The sequence below is a fragment of the Microbacterium sp. BG28 genome, from assembly GCF_034044005.1.
Lineage (GTDB): Bacteria > Actinomycetota > Actinomycetes > Actinomycetales > Microbacteriaceae > Microbacterium.
Genome location: NZ_JAXCHA010000002.1, coordinates 925,672 through 940,494 on the forward strand (window position 1 = coordinate 925,672; position 14,823 = coordinate 940,494).

Below are 14,823 nucleotides of genomic sequence, written 5' to 3' on the forward strand. Positions count from 1 at the left end.
GCCCCAGTCTGCCCTGGCACCCGATCCGCGTTAGGGGCACTCACCAGAACCGTCTCGCGTGGCAGGATGAGCGCGTGTCCCGCCTCATGCTCCTCGACACCGCGTCGCTGTACTTCCGCGCGTTCTACGGCGTCCCCGATTCGGTGAAGGCGCCTGACGGGCAGCCGGTGAACGCCGCTCGCGGACTGCTCGACATCATCGCCAAGCTCGTCAGCACCTACGAGCCGACGCACATCGTGGCGTGCTGGGACGACGACTGGCGCCCCGAGTGGCGCGTGCAGCTCATCCCGAGCTACAAGACCCACCGCGTGGTCGTCGAGGTGGAGGCCGGCCCGGATGTCGAGGAGATGCCCGACCCGCTGGAGGCGCAGATCCCGCTGATCCGCGAGTCCCTCGACCTGCTCGGCATCCCGATCGTCGGTGCCGCCGAGCACGAGGCCGACGACGTCATCGGCACTCTCGCGACGGATGCGGGCATGCCCGTCGACATCGTCACCGGGGACCGCGACCTCTTCCAACTCGTCGACGACGCGGCCGCGGTCCGCGTGGTCTACACGGCGCGCGGCATGAGCAACCTCGAGATCGTGACGGACGACGTCGTGCGCACGAAGTACGGCGTCGCACCGCACCAGTACGCCGACTTCGCCGTGCTCCGTGGCGATGCATCCGACGGTCTTCCGGGGGTGGCGGGCATCGGGGAGAAGACGGCGGCCACGCTGCTCAGCGCACACGGCGACCTCGCGGGCATCGTCGCCGCCGCGGCGACCGGTGAGGGGATGAGCGCCGGGGTGCGCGCAAAGGTCGCCGCCGGCGCCGACTACCTCGCCGTCGCCCCCACCGTGGTGCGCGTGGTACGGGACCTCGATCTGCCGATGTTCGACGCGACCCTTCGCGAGGTCTCCCCCGACGCCGCAGCCTTCGCCGATCAGTGGGGTCTGGGAGCAGCGTTCGCCCGCGCCACGAAAGCCATCGCCGCGAGGATCGCCACCGCGTAACCGACCGCGACGACCAGCATGAGCACCAGCGGTCCCTGCCATCCGCCGGTCGCCTCGTGCAGGGCACCTGCGATCGGAGCGCCGAACGCTCCGATGCCGTAGCCGCCGCCCTGGACGAGCGCGGAGATCGTCGTGGCCTCCGCATCCGTGCGGGCCACGGTGACGACGGCCGAGAAGATCGCGACGAATCCGCCCGCGTGTGCGAGCGCACCGAAGGACAACCACAGCCACATGAGCTCGGGCGCCCACAGCATGCCCGCCGTCAGGGTCAGCCAGCACGCGCTGATGGTCAGCGGAACCACGATGCGCGGCGTGTAGCGGGCGAGGACGGGGACGAGGAACGATCCGGCGATCGCCACACCCTGGAAGATGGAGGCGAGGGCGCCCGCGCCGGATCGGTCGAGCCCCAGCTCGTCCGCGCCGATGGAGGGCAGCCAGGTCGAGAGCGCGTAGTAGATGGTGACCTGGAGCGAGAAGGCCCCGAGCAGCAACCAGACCACCGGTCGCCGGAAGACGCCGCCCCTCGTGGAGACGATCGGGAGCGGTCCTGTCAGGGCGGCGACGTCGTCGACCGGCGTCGTGCCGACGGACGCGGCCGAAGGCGCGCCGGAGAAGCGTTCGCCCCACAGGGCGCCACGCCGACGCTCCCGCGCGAGGTGGACGCTCCATACGGCGACCCCGGCGAACGTCAGCACGGACCAGCCCGCCAACGCCAGATTCCAGCCGACGACTTCGGCGATCGGAGCGGTCAGCAGCGAGGTCACCAACGAGCCCGCGTTGAGCGTCGCGGTGTAGGACGCGGTCACGAACGCGACGCGCTCGGGCGGCACATCACGACGGATCACGACGGGGATCACGACGTTTCCGATCGTGATCGCGGCACCGATGACGATCATCCCCGTCAGCACCGCGGGATAGCCGGGCAGTGCGCGGATCGCCGTTCCGAGGAGAACGCCGCTCAGTGTCACCAGCAACGCCAGTTCGGCACCCGCCCGGCGGATCACGAGAGCGGCGATCGGGGTGAGCAGCGCGAACATGAGCACCGGCGCGGTGGTCAGCAGGCCCGCGGACGCAGCCCCGATGCCCAGGTCGTCCTCGATCTGACGGATCACCGGTGTCGGGGCCACGATCGGGCCGCGCAGGCTCAGCGCCGCGACGAGCAGACCGATGACCACGAGAAACGGAAATGCCCGCCCCGCACCCCCAGCATGGGGCGGGGCGGGCGGGCTCATCCGTCCAGTCTATGAACGCGGGTCGGATCGGGCGTTGCGCCGACCCGCGACCGGATCAGGCTCCGGAGACGTTCGTGCGACGAACGACGACCGGAACCGCGGCGAGCCGGTAGATGGCCGCGCCGAACAGGATCGACAGCACGCCGATACCCATCGCGAACGCGGCGACTCCGAAGGAGACGACCGAGGTGAACAGCGACGCGCGCAGGAACGAGGCGTTCATCATCGTGGCGCGCACCGGGTCGTCGCGGTCGAGTTCGGCGTAGGTGGCACCGTTGGACGCCTCGAGCGCGTGGTGCTGGATGATGTCGGCCTGCACGTAGGCGGTGAAGGGGCCGTCGACGACCTGCCCCTGGAAGGCCATCGCGTCGTCGGGGACGACGATGTTCTCGGCGCGCAGCTGCGACGAGACCATGACCCAGACGGCGATGCCCACGACGATGAGGGCAACGCCGCCCAGGATTCCCAGGACTGCGGCGATTTTGACGAAGCCGACCTTCTTGGCGGGCGCCTCGATGGTGTCGGCGGTGGTGGCGGTGGACATCTCTGCTCCTCGGTGGGTTCGAACGGTGGTGCTTCGAACCTAGGGGTGCGCTGTGAGCCGCCGAAAGACAGGGCGCCGTGAATATCGGCCCGGCAGGACGCTCAGCCCGCCGCGAGCTCCTGCGTCGTCGCCGCCCACGTCGCGAGCGTGCGCTCGGCCGCGCCGCTGTCGATCGCTGCTGCCGCCTCGTCCTTCGCCTCGGCGAGGCGCTCGAGGATCGGACGCTGCACCTCGACCGCATCCTGCGAGAGACGGTACGACACGAGCCCGGCCGCCGTGTTGAGCAACACGATGTCGCGCACCGGACCCGGCTCGCCCGCCAGCACCCGGCGCACGACCTCGGCGTTGTGGGCGGGAGAGCCGCCGATGAGCTCCGAGATGTCGGCGAGCGGGATGTCGAGATCGCGCGGATCCAGGTCGTGCTCGTGCACGTCGCCGCGGGAGACCTCCCAGATCCGGCTGTGCCCGGTCGTGGTCAGCTCGTCCAGTCCGTCATCGCCGCGGAACACGAGAGCCGTCGCACCGCGCGTGCGGAACACGCCCGTGATCAGCGGCACACGGTCCAGATGCGCGACGCCCACCGCGTTGGCCTCCGCACGCGCTGGATTGCACAGCGGCCCCAGGAAATTGAAAACCGTCGGAACACCGAGTTCGGCCCGGGTGGGACCGGCGTGACGGAATCCCGGATGGAACGCCGCGGCGAAGGCGAACGTGATGCCGGCGCGCTCGAGGGTCGCCGCGACCGCATCCGGGCTGAGGGTGAGGTCGATGCCCAGCTCGCGCAGCACGTCGGAGGACCCGGAGGAGGAGCTTGCCGCCTTGTTGCCGTGCTTGACGACCGGAACACCGGTGGATGCGGCGACGATCGCGGCCGTCGACGAGATGTTGACGGTGCCGAAGCGGTCGCCGCCGGTTCCGACGATGTCGAGCACATCGGCGGGCACGGGAAGCGGGAGGGCGGCCGCGAGGATCGCGTCGCGGAAGCCCACGATCTCGTCCACGGTCTCACCCTTGGCGCGGAGGGCGATGAGGAATCCGGCGAGCTGAGAGGGTGTCGCCTCACCGGCCATGATCTGCTGCATCGCCCACGTTGCATCCGAGACGCTCAGATCGGCACCCCCGAGCAACTCCGTGAGGATGTCGGACCAGGTGCGCGCGGGGAACATGGTTCCCGATCCTACCGAGCGCGTTCGACGGCGACGGAAACGACCCTGCGGGCGCGGTCACCGTATCCCGAGCGTCTTCACGGCGGGCTCGCCCCAATCTCTTAGGTCGCCCTAAGCTGCGACAAGGTCGCTTCGAGGGCGCGAGGTGCAAGAGTCGGCCGTGAATATCGGTCATAATGGTGAGCGTGACGACGCCAGCGACATATAACCAGGCCCTCCGTTCGGTCAAACGGCCAGATCCGGTCGCCGTGGGGACAATCGTCTGGCTCGGCAGTGAGGTCATGTTCTTCGCGGGCCTGTTCGCGATCTACTTCACTCTCCGCAGCACCTCCCCCGACCTGTGGGCTCAGGAGACCGAGCTGCTGAACGTTCCGTTCGCCGCCGTCAACACCATGATCCTGGTGCTGTCCAGCTTCGCGTGCCAGTTCGGCGTCTTCGCGGCAGAGCGCTTCCAGCCGTACCGCACCGGTTCGATCTGGAACCTGCGCCGCTGGGGCATGGTCGAGTGGTTCTTCCTCACCTTCTTCATGGGCGCGGTATTCGTGTCCGGCCAGGTGTGGGAATACGCCCAGCTCGTCACCGAGGGAATGCCGATCTCGGCGAACGCCTACGCATCCGCCTTCTACCTGACGACGGGGTTCCACGCCCTGCACGTCACCGGCGGTCTCGTCGCGTTCCTTCTCGTGATCGGCCGCGCCTACGCGGTCAAGAACTTCGGGCGCAAGGAGATGACCACCTCGATCGTCGTGTCCTACTACTGGCACTTCGTCGACGTGGTCTGGATCGCCCTGTTCCTCGTCATCTACTTCCTGAAATAAGAAGCCGGAGTCCAGCACCATGGCACGTGAGAAGAAGCGGCGCACCTCCGGTCGTCGAAGCCCCCTGGCCGCCGCAGCCCTGATCGGCATCGGCCTCCTGATGACCGGCGGCATCTACGCCGGCGCATCCGCCGCGATGGCCGCGACGACCGAGACGCAGACCGCCGCGTCCCAGCTCACCGTGGAAGACGGCAAGAAGCTGTTCCAGGCGAACTGCGCCACCTGTCACGGTATGGACCTCCAGGGCACGGCGAACGGCCCGTCGCTCTACGGCGTCGGCGAGCTGTCGGTGCACTTCCAGGTCTCGACCGGACGTATGCCCCTGCAGGCCCAGGCACCGCAGGCGCCGCAGAAGCCCGTCCAGTTCACGGACGAGCAGACCGAGGCGATCGCCAAGTTCGTCCAGTCGATCGCGCCCGGCCCGACCTACCCGTCGTCTGAGGTCCTCGACGGCGAGGGTGATGTCTCCGCCGGAGCAGAGCTCTTCCGCATCAACTGCGCCATGTGCCACAACGTGGCCGGCGCCGGCGGTGCGCTCACGGAGGGCAAGTACGCCCCCGACCTGCACACGACCAGCGCGCTGAACATGTACGCCGCCATGGTCACCGGGCCGCAGAACATGCCGGTCTTCAACGACATGAACCTCACCCCCGAGGACAAGCGCGACATCATCTCGGCACTGCTGTACATGCAGAAGACCGAGTCCCCCGGTGGCTTCTCGCTCGGCTCTCTCGGCCCCGTCTCGGAGGGCCTGTTCATCTGGATCTTCGGCATCGGCACGCTGATCGCCATCACGGTGTGGATCACCGCGAAGTCCAACTGATCTTTTTGACGAACTGACGGAACGTACGAGGAGCACCATGGCACACGAGGACGACGCGCTCGAGCACGAGAGGGCTTCCTGGAAGCCCTCCAGCGGGCTCGCCGTGACGGTGTCCGACCCGGTGAACAACCCCGGTCTGCCGCCCCACCGCGAGCGCGTGACCGATAAGGACCCCGCCGCGATGAAGCGCGCCGTCCGCACCGTGTACACGCTGTTCTACCTGTCGGTGGCGGCTTCGGTGTGGGCCGTCGTGGCCTACATGGTGTTCCCCATCGAGAGCGGCTCCATCGCGGCGATCCGCGACAACAACCTCTTCATCGGACTCGGCATCGCCTTCGCGCTGCTGGCCATCGGCGTGGGCGCGATCCACTGGTCGAAGGCGATCATGTCCGACAAGGAGTTCATCGAGCCGCGTCACGCGACGCGCGGCCGCGACACCACCCGTGAGGCGGTCGTCGAGGCGCTCACGGTCGCCAACGAGGAGTCCGGGTTCGGGCGTCGCGCGATGATCCGCAATTCGCTGTTCGCCGCTCTCGTCGCCTCCGTCGTCCCGGGTGTGGTGCTCTTCCGGGGTCTCGCTCCCGAGTCGAGCCCGGAGAACCCGTACGCCGGCGACCCGGTGCACCTGCTCAGCCACACCATGTGGAAGCAGGGCATGCGCCTCGCGCACGACCCGAGCGGTCGCCCGATCAAGGCATCGGATGTCACCCTCGGCTCCGCGTTCCACGTGATCCCGGAAGAGCTCGCCTCCCTCAGCCACCACGACGGCTACCTCGAGGAGAAGGCGAAGGCGATCGTGCTGCTCATGCGCATGCCGCAGGACGTGCTGATCGAGGCTGAGGACCGCAAGGACTGGTCGTACGACGGCATCGTCGCCTACTCCAAGGTCTGCACCCACGTCGGATGCCCCGTCGCCCTCTACGAGCAGCAGACGCACCACCTCCTCTGCCCCTGCCACCAGTCGCAGTTCGACGTCTCTGACGGCGCCAAGGTCATCTTCGGCCCGGCCGCACGTCCGCTGCCGCAGTTGCCCATCGCGGTCGACGACGAGGGCTACCTCGTCGCCCGCAGTGACTTCACCGAGCCCGTCGGTCCGAGCTTCTGGGAGCGCCATTGAGCACCGCAACCCACCCCACGGAGAACGTCACGACGGAACCCGCGATGCCTGCAGGCTCCTCGGAGCGCAGCAAGCCTCTCGGCGGTCGATTCGTCGGTGCCGCCGCGAACTATCTGGATGAGCGCACGAGCCTGTCGGGTCTCGTCAAGGAGCTCGGCCGCAAGATCTTCCCCGACCACTGGTCGTTCATGCTCGGCGAGATCGCGCTGTGGAGCTTCGTCGTCGTGCTGCTGTCCGGAACGTTCCTGACGTTCTTCTTCCAGGCATCCATGGTCGAGACGCACTACTACGGCGCGTACGAGCCGATGCGCGGCATCGCGATGTCCGCGGCCCTCGAGTCCGCGCTGCACATCTCGTTCGATGTGCGCGGCGGCCTGCTGGTGCGTCAGATCCACCACTGGGCGGCCCTCGTGTTCGTCGCCGGTATCGGCGTCCACATGCTGCGCGTGTTCTTCACCGGCGCGTTCCGCAAGCCGCGCGAGCTGAACTGGGTGATCGGCTTCATCCTGTTCATCCTCGCGATGGCGGAAGGATTCACCGGCTACTCCCTCCCCGACGACCTGCTCTCCGGCAACGGCCTGCGCATCATCGACGGCATGGTCAAGGGCATCCCGGTCGTCGGCACCTGGATCTCGTTCCTGCTCTTCGGCGGCGAGTTCCCCGGCACCGACATCGTCGGGCGCCTCTACACGCTGCACATCCTGCTGCTTCCGGCGATTCTGATCGCGCTGCTGGCGCTGCACCTCGTGCTCATGATCATCAACAAGCACACCCAGTTCGCCGGGCCCGCCCGCACGAACAGTAACGTGGTGGGCTACCCGATGGTGCCGGTGTACGCATCCAAGATGGGCGGGTTCTTCTTCCTGACCTTCGGCGTGATCGTCCTGATCGCCTCGCTGTTCACGATCAACCCGATCTGGAACTACGGTCCGTACGACCCCTCCCCTGTGTCGGCAGGTACGCAGCCGGACTGGTACATCGGCTTCGCCGACGGTGCGCTCCGCCTCGTCCCGCCGCACCTCGAGTTCGTCTTCCTCGACCGCACGTGGTCGTGGAACATCCTCCTGCCGTTGGGCATCCTGGGTCTGTTCATCGTCCTCGTGCTGATCTACCCGTTCATCGAGGCGTGGATCACGGGCGACAAGCGCGAGCACCACATCGCGCAGCGTCCGCGCAACGCGCCGACCCGCACGGCCATCGGCGCCGCGGGCGTCACGTTCTACGCCGTGCTGTGGGCCGCCGCTTCGTCGGACATCATCGCGACGCACTTCCATCTGACGATGGAGGGAGTGATCCACACGCTCCAGGCGCTACTCATCGTCGGCCCGATCATCGCCTACTTCGTGACCAAGCGCCTATGCATCGCGCTGCAGAAGAAGGACCGCGAGATCGCGCTGCACGGCTACGAGTCCGGCCGTATCGTCCGCCTGCCCGGCGGCGAGTACATCGAGGTGCACCAGCCCGTCGACGAGTACGAGCGCTGGAAGCTGGTGGACTTCGAGGTCAACGAGCCGCTGGTCGTGCGTCCCAACGCTCAGGGCCGCATCCCGTGGCACCAGAACATGCGGGCCTCGCTCTCGCGCTGGTTCTTCGAGGACCGCCTCACGCCGGTCACGCAGGCCGAGGTGGATGCCGCACTCGCACACCAGCACCACGAGCTCGACCACATCGACGCCGAGGAGACGGCCGAGCTCGAAGGCGCCGCCGAGCGCGCCGCCGCCGAGGGTCGCCCGACGGTCGCCCTGCACGACAAGGCTGAGGTGGAGATCCCCGCACCGAAGTTCCTCGAGGGCGCTGAGAAGCCCGAGACGGACGACGACAAGAAGTGACCTCGTCCAGATGAAGAGAGGGCCCCGATCCGCGGATCGGGGCCCTCTCATCATCTGTGCACATCGATGTTGGTGTCTGTAACATTCCCGTGACAGCGCCTCGCTACCGTGACGATGTGCGAGTCATCATCATCGGAGCAGGCATCGGCGGAACGAGCGCGGCGATCGCGCTCGCCCGACTCGGCCACGACGTCCACGTCTACGACCAGATCCGTGAGAACCGTCCCGTCGGCGCCGCGCTGTCGCTGTGGCCGAACGGCGTCAAGGTTCTCAACTGGCTCGGCCTCGGCGACGAGGTGGCCGCGCTGGGCGGCCGCATGGACTACATGGCCTACGTCGACGGGCTCGACGGCGACGAGATGTGCCGCTTCAGCCTCGATCCCGTGACCCAGCAGACGGGTCAGCGCGCCTACCCGGTTGCCCGCGCCGATCTGCAGGCATTGCTCATGGACACGGTGGGTGCCGACCGCATCCACCTCGGGATGCGGATGACCGGCATCTCGGAGGCCGACGACGAGGTCACCGTCGCATTCGAAGACGGCAGCACCGTCCGAGCCGATCTCGTGATCGGCGCAGACGGCGCACGATCGCTGACGCGCGAGTACGTGCTGGGCGCTCCGACCGAGCGCCGCTACTCGGGCTACACCAACTTCAACGGTCTCGTCCCGGTCGATGCCCGCATCTCCCCCACCGACCAGTGGACCACGTACGTCGGTGAGGGCAAGCGCGTCTCGGTCATGCCGGTCGCCGGCGACCGCTTCTACTTCTTCTTCGACGTACCGCAACCGTCGGGAATTCCGTACGACCGCAACGAAGGCGTCGCCCCACTGAAAGAGGCGTTCGCCGGGTGGACCGATGGTGTGCAGGTGCTCCTCGACGCGATCGACCCGACAACGTCGCTCAACCGCGTCGAGATCTGGGACATCGATCCATTCCACACGTGGACGCGCGGTCGCGTCGTCCTCCTCGGCGACTCCGCACACAACACCGCTCCCGACATCGGCCAGGGCGCTTGTTCCGCCCTCGAGGACAGCTTCGTGCTCGGTCTGGTCTTCGCCACCACGACCCTCGGCGTCGCGGACGCGCTCCGGCGATATGAGGCCGCCCGCACGGCGCGTGCCGGCGACCTCGTGCTCCGGGCGCGCAAACGGGCGGCCGAGACCCACGGCTTCGACCCCGAGACGACCGCCGCCTGGTACGCGGGGCTGCGTCAGGAGACCGGCGAGAATGTCATCCGTGGAATCGTCGGCAATATCGTCGACAGTCCCGTGACGATCGGTGGGCTCCTGACCTGACAGGCAGGATCCCGCTGGTCGGCGACAGTTCGACCGCTGTCATCCGACGGCGCACTCCCTAGAGTCGAACCATGCAGGATGCACGCAGCTATTTCTCCGCCAAACTCGCCCACGAGACCGACGCCTCAGACGTCTACGAGGCCCAGCGCGCCGGCGAGCAGCTGATGCTCGTGGATGTGCGCAGCGCCGCCGCGTGGGATCAGGGTCACATCACCGGCGCGATCCACCTGCCGTACCGCGACATCGCGGAGCGCGCCGCCGAGTTGATTCCCACCGGATCGTCGGTGGTCGTCTACTGCTGGAGCCCCGGCTGCAACGCGGGCACGAAAGGCGCCCTCGCTTTCATCGAGGCCGGCTACGAGGTCAAAGAGATGATCGGTGGATACGAGTACTGGGTGCGGGAGGGATATCCCGCGGAAGACGCCTCCGGCCCTCTCCCGCGCCACCGCGACCCCCTCGTGTCGATCGTCGCGCCCTGAGGCGCCGGCGCTCAGGCGGAGATGTCCAGGTTCTCCTGGAAGAGCTCACCGGCCGAGCCTGCGAAGGCGGCCGGCTCCGCGGCCGCATCACCCGCGAGGACGTCGCAGACCACGGCCGTGACGTTGTCCCGCGAGCCGCTGTCCAGAGCGAGGGTCACGAGGGCGGCAGCTGCGTCGGCGACAGTGCGATGGCGGAGCAGTGTCAGACCGATCTCCTCGTCGTCCAGGTAATCGCTGACCCCGTCGCTACACAGCAGCCACCGATCGCCGATGACCGTGTCGCGGTCAGCGATCGACACGACATCCTCCTCACCGCCGCCGAGCGACGCGGTGATGATGTTGCGGCGCGGGTGCGATGCCGCGGCCTCGGGCGTCAGTAGGCCGCTGTCGACGAGCGCCTGCACGTACGAGTCGTCTCGCGTCTCACGACGCAGCTGCGCGTGCCGGAGAAGATACGCACGGGAGTCGCCCGTGTGGGCGAGCAGCAGCCGATCCTCGGGTGCGACGAAGACACCGGTGAAGGTCGTCGCCATGCCCTGCAGCGAAGGATCACGCTGCACGTGGGCACGCAGGTCCCAGTTCGCCTCGCGGATCTGCACCAGCAGCTGCTCCGCATCCCTCGCCGTCAGCGGCGAGGGAACGAGCCGGTGCACGAAGGCTGCCGAAGCGAGATCTCCCGAGGGACCTCCCCCGACGCCGTCGGCGACGGCAGCCCCCCAGGATGCGGTGAAGGCCGCATCCTGGTTGGACGTGCGATATCGGCCGATGTCTGAGACGGCGGCCGCGTCGAGCCTGATCGGCACGGATCAGTGCGCGAAGTACCCGCGGTAGTACTCGTACACCCAGCCGACGATCGCCACGGCGAAGATGCCGAGACCGATCGGGAGCATCCAGGTGCCGACCGCGAGACCGATCGCCGCGACTGCTGCGGAGGCTGCGAGAACGAGCGGCCACCACGACCACGGGCTGAACTCGCCGAGTTCAGGGTCTCCGTCGTCGATGTCGGCCGTCAGCGTGTCCTCGGGGAGCTCGCCCTGCTGCGCCTTGTAGACGCGGTGCGTGTAGAACCCGATCATGAGCGCCATGAAGGCACCGAACAGCAGAGCGACCGAGCCGACCCACTCGATGGCGTTGTGCCAGGCGAGATCGGGGTGGGCGAGGATGTTCCAGCCGGTGTAGACGACGTCGATGAAGACGAAGAACCCGACCAGGATCCACCACAGGTTGATATTGGTGCGCACTTACTTGACCTCTCCGTCGGCCGCATCGACGACCGGGGCGTCAGGGGCATCCTTCGCGGGGCCCACGCCGACGGGCACAGCGGCCTCGGGGTGGTTCAGGTCGAAGGCGGGACGCTCGGAGCGGATGCGCGGGATGGACGTGAAGTTGTGGCGCGGGGGCGGGCAGCTCGTGGCCCACTCCAGCGATCCGCCGTAGCCCCACGGGTCGTTGACGGTGACCTTGGGCGCCGTGCGCGCGGTGATCCAGACGTTCAGCAGGAACGGGATGACCGAGGCGGCCAGGATCATCGAGCCGATCGTGGACACCTGGTTCTGCCAGGTCCAGCCGTCGGCGGACGAGTAGTCCGCGTAGCGGCGGACCATGCCGTCGACGCCCAGCCAGTGCTGGATGAGGAACGTCATGTGGAAACCGATGAACAGGATCCAGAAGTGGATGTAGCCGAGACGCTCGTTGAGCATCTTGCCGGTCCACTTCGGCCACCAGAAGTAGAACCCGGCGAACATCGCGAAGACCACGGTTCCGAAGACGACGTAGTGGAAGTGGGCGACGACGAAGTAAGAGTCGCTCAGTGCGAAGTCGAGCGGCGGCGAGGCGAGGATCACGCCGGTCAGACCACCGAAGACGAACGACACCAGGAAGCCGAGCGAGAACACCATCGGCGTCTCGAACGTGACCGAGCCTCGCCACATCGTCCCGATCCAGTTGAAGATCTTCACACCGGTCGGTACCGCGATGAGCATCGTCATGAAGGCGAAGAACGGCAGCAGCACCGCGCCCGTGACGTACATGTGGTGGGCCCAGACAGCGACCGACAGCACGGCGATGGCGATGGTGGCGTAGATCAGCGTCTTGTATCCGAAGATCGGCTTGCGGCTGAACACCGGGAAGATCTCCGACACGATGCCGAAGAACGGCAGCGCGATGATGTAGACCTCCGGGTGACCGAAGAACCAGAACAGGTGCTGCCACAGCAGAACGCCGCCGTTGTGCGGATCGTAGATGTGGGCCCCGAGCACGCGGTCCGCAGCAGCGGCGAAGATCGCCGCAGCCAGAACGGGGAACGCGAGCAGGATCAGGATGCTCGTGACGAGCGTGTTCCACGAGAAGATCGGCATGCGCCACATGGTCATGCCGGGGGCGCGCATCGTGACGATCGTGGTGATGAAGTTCACCGCACCGAGGATCGTGCCGAAGCCCGAGATGCCTAGACCCAGCATCCAGAGGTTTCCTCCGGCGCCCGGTGTGAAGGATGCGCTCGCGAGCGGCTGATACGCGAACCAGCCGAAGGAAGCGGCGCCCGCCGGCGTGAGGAAGCCGGCGACGGCGATCGTGGAGCCGAAGAGGAACAGCCAGAAGGCGAAGGCGTTCAGTCGCGGGAACGCGACATCGGGGGCACCGATCTGCAGCGGAAGGATCGCGTTCGCGAAGCCCGCGAACAACGGCGTCGCGAACATGAGCAGCATGATCGTGCCGTGCATCGTGAACAGCTGGTTGTACTGCTCTTTCGTCGGGATGATCTGCATCCCGGGCTCGAACAGCTCGGCGCGGATGATCAGCGCCATCACGCCGCCCAGCAGGAAGAACAGGAACGACGCGATCAGGTACATGTACCCGATGGTCTTGTGGTCAGTGGAGGTGATCCACTTGACGATGATGTTGCCCTTCTGCTCGATCCGCGAGGAGCTCAGCAGAGCTGCCTGACGCGGCGGCAGGGTCGTGGGGCGGGAAGGCGCTTCCTGAAGCGGGACTGTCGTCGCCATGATCACTCGTCTCCCTTGGCGGTTGCGCCGGTGCCCGGCAGGTTGCCCAGTCGGTCGTAGGCGTCCTGGATGTCGCCGGTCTGACCCTTGTCGCGCAGGCTCTCGAGGTACTGCTCGTACTCGGCGTCGCTCACGACCTTGACGTTGAAGAGCATCATCGAGTGATACTCGCCGCACAGCTCGGCGCACTTGCCGGAGTACGTGCCCTCACGCGTCGGCGTGAACGACCAGTAATTGTCACGGCCGATGTACATGTCCTTCTTGTACAGGAAGTCGATAATCCAGAAGGAATGGATGACATCGCGGGACTCGAGCTTGATCTTGACGCTCTTGTCGACGGGCAGGTACAGCGTCGGCAGCTGCGACTGGTCGACGTTTCCCGCGGCGTCGGTCTGAGCCTGGATGCCCATGGACCACACGGCGTCGTCGCCGGAGGCTTCCTCGCCGTTGTACTGGAAGTCCCACGCCCACTGCTTGCCGATCGCGACGATCGACACGTCGGGGTCGTCGGTCTGGGTCTCGAGGGTCGCCTGGTCGCGCGCGGTGAAGGCGAAGAAGCCGACCACGAGGATCAGCGGCACGATCGTGTAGAAGATCTCGATCGGCATGTTGTAGCGCAGCTGGACCGGCAGGCCCGTCTGTCCGCGACGACGACGGTAGGCGATCATCGCCCACAGCATCAGACCCCACGTGATCACGCCGACGGCGAGCAGGACGATCCAGGAGTTGACCCACAGACCGGCGACCATGTCGGTGTGGTTCGTCGCAGCCTGGCCGTCTTCGGTGAATCCGGGAAGGAAGCCGTGCTGCTGGGTCGGGCTGCATCCAGCGAGGATGGCAGCCGTCGCGATCCCCAGCGGAAGAACGGCTAGTCGGATTCGACGTTTCGAAGGCACGGTGCACCTTTCCAGGTCACGAATAAAGCTTCCTTCAGTCTAGAGCAAGCTCACACCTGATTCAGGCCACGCGTCCAGCCCGGAACGACGAATCGGCGCGGCCGGATCGCGTGAAAGCGAACCCGACCGCGCCGATTGACGGCGTGTCACGGGGTCAGTGGAAGCTGTCGCCGCAGGCGCAGGATCCCGCCGCGTTGGGGTTGTCGATGGTGAACCCCTGCTCCGAGATGGTGTCCTTGAAGTCGATCTTCGCGCCATCGAGGTACGGGACGCTCATGTCGTCCACGACGACCTCGACGCCGTCGAAGTCGACCGTCTGGTCGCCGTCGAGCAGCCGCTCGTCGAAGTAGAGCTGGTAGATCAGTCCGCTGCATCCACCGGGCTGCACAGCCACGCGCAGGCGCAGATCGTCGCGGCCTTCCTGCTCGAGCAGGTTCTTCACCTTGGCGGCGGCGTCGTCGGTGAGGGCCACGCCGTGTGCGCGGGCCGTCGCTTCGTTCGACAGGGCGGTGTCGGTCATGACTCTCCTCGTGTACTGCGGGGTACGGTGCGATGACGTCGGATGCGAGGCGGTGCGCCCGCAGGGCGACGGATCACGCCGATTCTACGCCGCCGATCCGCATCGAG

Annotated in this window: 15 protein-coding genes; 7 read left to right on the forward strand and 8 right to left on the reverse strand. The window is 67.1% G+C overall.

The window, feature by feature from the left end:
- The first annotated feature begins 86 nt into the window (after positions 1 to 86).
- Positions 87 to 995, forward strand: a complete 909-nt coding sequence (locus SK224_RS10385; RefSeq protein WP_320434751.1) for a 5'-3' exonuclease — start codon at positions 87 to 89, stop codon at positions 993 to 995.
- Here the strand turns inward: SK224_RS10385 and SK224_RS10390 are convergent.
- The 3 genes from SK224_RS10390 to trpD form a co-directional block, all read right to left on the reverse strand.
- On the reverse strand, positions 926 to 2,227 hold the full coding sequence (locus SK224_RS10390; protein ID WP_320434596.1) for a CynX/NimT family MFS transporter: 1,302 nt from the start codon (positions 2,225 to 2,227) through the stop codon (positions 926 to 928). The genes SK224_RS10385 and SK224_RS10390 overlap by 70 nt on opposite strands.
- Positions 2,228 to 2,282: 55 nt before the next feature.
- A complete protein-coding gene (locus SK224_RS10395; protein ID WP_320434597.1) occupies positions 2,283 to 2,771 on the reverse strand; it encodes an aromatic ring-opening dioxygenase LigA in 489 nt (162 codons plus the stop codon).
- Positions 2,772 to 2,872: 101 nt separating this feature from the next.
- A complete protein-coding gene (gene trpD, locus SK224_RS10400) occupies positions 2,873 to 3,937 on the reverse strand; it encodes an anthranilate phosphoribosyltransferase (protein ID WP_320434598.1) in 1,065 nt (354 codons plus the stop codon).
- A 176-nt stretch (positions 3,938 to 4,113) separates the two neighbouring features.
- Between trpD and SK224_RS10405 the strand changes: the two genes are divergently transcribed.
- From SK224_RS10405 to SK224_RS10430, 6 genes are all read left to right on the forward strand, one after another.
- The gene (locus tag SK224_RS10405) at positions 4,114 to 4,755 is read left to right on the forward strand and encodes a heme-copper oxidase subunit III (RefSeq protein WP_137416759.1); all 642 of its coding nucleotides are present in this window, start codon (positions 4,114 to 4,116) and stop codon (positions 4,753 to 4,755) included.
- A gap of 19 nt (positions 4,756 to 4,774) precedes the next feature.
- Positions 4,775 to 5,578 carry a cytochrome c gene (locus tag SK224_RS10410; RefSeq protein WP_320434599.1) on the forward strand — a complete coding sequence of 268 codons (804 nt, stop codon included), beginning with the start codon at positions 4,775 to 4,777 and terminating at the stop codon, positions 5,576 to 5,578.
- Positions 5,579 to 5,615: 37 nt separating this feature from the next.
- Positions 5,616 to 6,695 carry a ubiquinol-cytochrome c reductase iron-sulfur subunit gene (locus tag SK224_RS10415; RefSeq protein WP_234073063.1) on the forward strand — a complete coding sequence of 360 codons (1,080 nt, stop codon included), beginning with the start codon at positions 5,616 to 5,618 and terminating at the stop codon, positions 6,693 to 6,695.
- Positions 6,696 to 6,739: 44 nt separating this feature from the next.
- A complete protein-coding gene (locus SK224_RS10420; protein ID WP_320434752.1) occupies positions 6,740 to 8,524 on the forward strand; it encodes a cytochrome bc complex cytochrome b subunit in 1,785 nt (594 codons plus the stop codon).
- 116 nt (positions 8,525 to 8,640) lie between these two features.
- Positions 8,641 to 9,819: an FAD-dependent urate hydroxylase HpxO gene (gene hpxO / locus SK224_RS10425; protein ID WP_320434600.1), complete on the forward strand. Its 1,179-nt coding sequence runs from the start codon at positions 8,641 to 8,643 to the stop codon at positions 9,817 to 9,819.
- A 71-nt stretch (positions 9,820 to 9,890) separates the two neighbouring features.
- Positions 9,891 to 10,298, forward strand: coding sequence for a rhodanese-like domain-containing protein (locus SK224_RS10430; protein WP_320434601.1), 408 nt, complete (start codon positions 9,891 to 9,893; stop codon positions 10,296 to 10,298).
- Between the two features lie 11 nt (positions 10,299 to 10,309).
- Here SK224_RS10430 and SK224_RS10435 read toward each other — a convergent pair whose 3' ends face one another.
- The 5 genes from SK224_RS10435 to erpA all read right to left on the reverse strand — a co-directional run bounded on the left by SK224_RS10435 (position 10,310) and on the right by erpA (position 14,716).
- On the reverse strand, positions 10,310 to 11,101 hold the full coding sequence (locus SK224_RS10435) for a PP2C family protein-serine/threonine phosphatase (protein WP_320434602.1): 792 nt from the start codon (positions 11,099 to 11,101) through the stop codon (positions 10,310 to 10,312).
- Positions 11,102 to 11,104: 3 nt separating this feature from the next.
- Entirely contained in the window at positions 11,105 to 11,539 is a 435-nt protein-coding gene (locus tag SK224_RS10440; RefSeq protein WP_137416753.1) for a cytochrome c oxidase subunit 4, read from the reverse strand.
- Positions 11,540 to 13,300: a cytochrome c oxidase subunit I gene (ctaD, locus tag SK224_RS10445; RefSeq protein ID WP_137416752.1), complete on the reverse strand. Its 1,761-nt coding sequence runs from the start codon at positions 13,298 to 13,300 to the stop codon at positions 11,540 to 11,542. It lies immediately after the preceding gene.
- Positions 13,301 to 13,302: 2 nt separating this feature from the next.
- On the reverse strand, positions 13,303 to 14,196 hold the full coding sequence (gene coxB / locus SK224_RS10450) for a cytochrome c oxidase subunit II (protein WP_320434603.1): 894 nt from the start codon (positions 14,194 to 14,196) through the stop codon (positions 13,303 to 13,305).
- 154 nt (positions 14,197 to 14,350) lie between these two features.
- Entirely contained in the window at positions 14,351 to 14,716 is a 366-nt protein-coding gene (gene erpA, locus SK224_RS10455) for an iron-sulfur cluster insertion protein ErpA (protein ID WP_307318652.1), read from the reverse strand.
- Between the last annotated feature and the right edge of the window lie 107 nt (positions 14,717 to 14,823).

Excerpts from the sequence above, each read along its gene's own strand:
- SK224_RS10405 (WP_137416759.1), top strand. The coding sequence starts at position 4,114 with ATGGTGAGCGTGACGACGCCAGCGACATATAACCAGGCCCTCCGTTCG.
- SK224_RS10420 (WP_320434752.1), top strand. The coding sequence starts at position 6,740 with ATGCCTGCAGGCTCCTCGGAGCGCAGCAAGCCTCTCGGCGGTCGATTC.
- SK224_RS10410 (WP_320434599.1), top strand. The coding sequence starts at position 4,775 with ATGGCACGTGAGAAGAAGCGGCGCACCTCCGGTCGTCGAAGCCCCCTG.
- SK224_RS10430 (WP_320434601.1), top strand. The coding sequence starts at position 9,891 with ATGCAGGATGCACGCAGCTATTTCTCCGCCAAACTCGCCCACGAGACC.
- ctaD (WP_137416752.1), bottom strand. The coding sequence starts at position 13,300 with ATGGCGACGACAGTCCCGCTTCAGGAAGCGCCTTCCCGCCCCACGACC.
- SK224_RS10385 (WP_320434751.1), top strand. The coding sequence starts at position 87 with ATGCTCCTCGACACCGCGTCGCTGTACTTCCGCGCGTTCTACGGCGTC.
- SK224_RS10415 (WP_234073063.1), top strand. The coding sequence starts at position 5,616 with ATGGCACACGAGGACGACGCGCTCGAGCACGAGAGGGCTTCCTGGAAG.
- trpD (WP_320434598.1), bottom strand. The coding sequence starts at position 3,937 with ATGTTCCCCGCGCGCACCTGGTCCGACATCCTCACGGAGTTGCTCGGG.
- erpA (WP_307318652.1), bottom strand. The coding sequence starts at position 14,716 with ATGACCGACACCGCCCTGTCGAACGAAGCGACGGCCCGCGCACACGGC.
- SK224_RS10395 (WP_320434597.1), bottom strand. The coding sequence starts at position 2,771 with ATGTCCACCGCCACCACCGCCGACACCATCGAGGCGCCCGCCAAGAAG.
- SK224_RS10390 (WP_320434596.1), bottom strand. The coding sequence starts at position 2,227 with ATGAGCCCGCCCGCCCCGCCCCATGCTGGGGGTGCGGGGCGGGCATTT.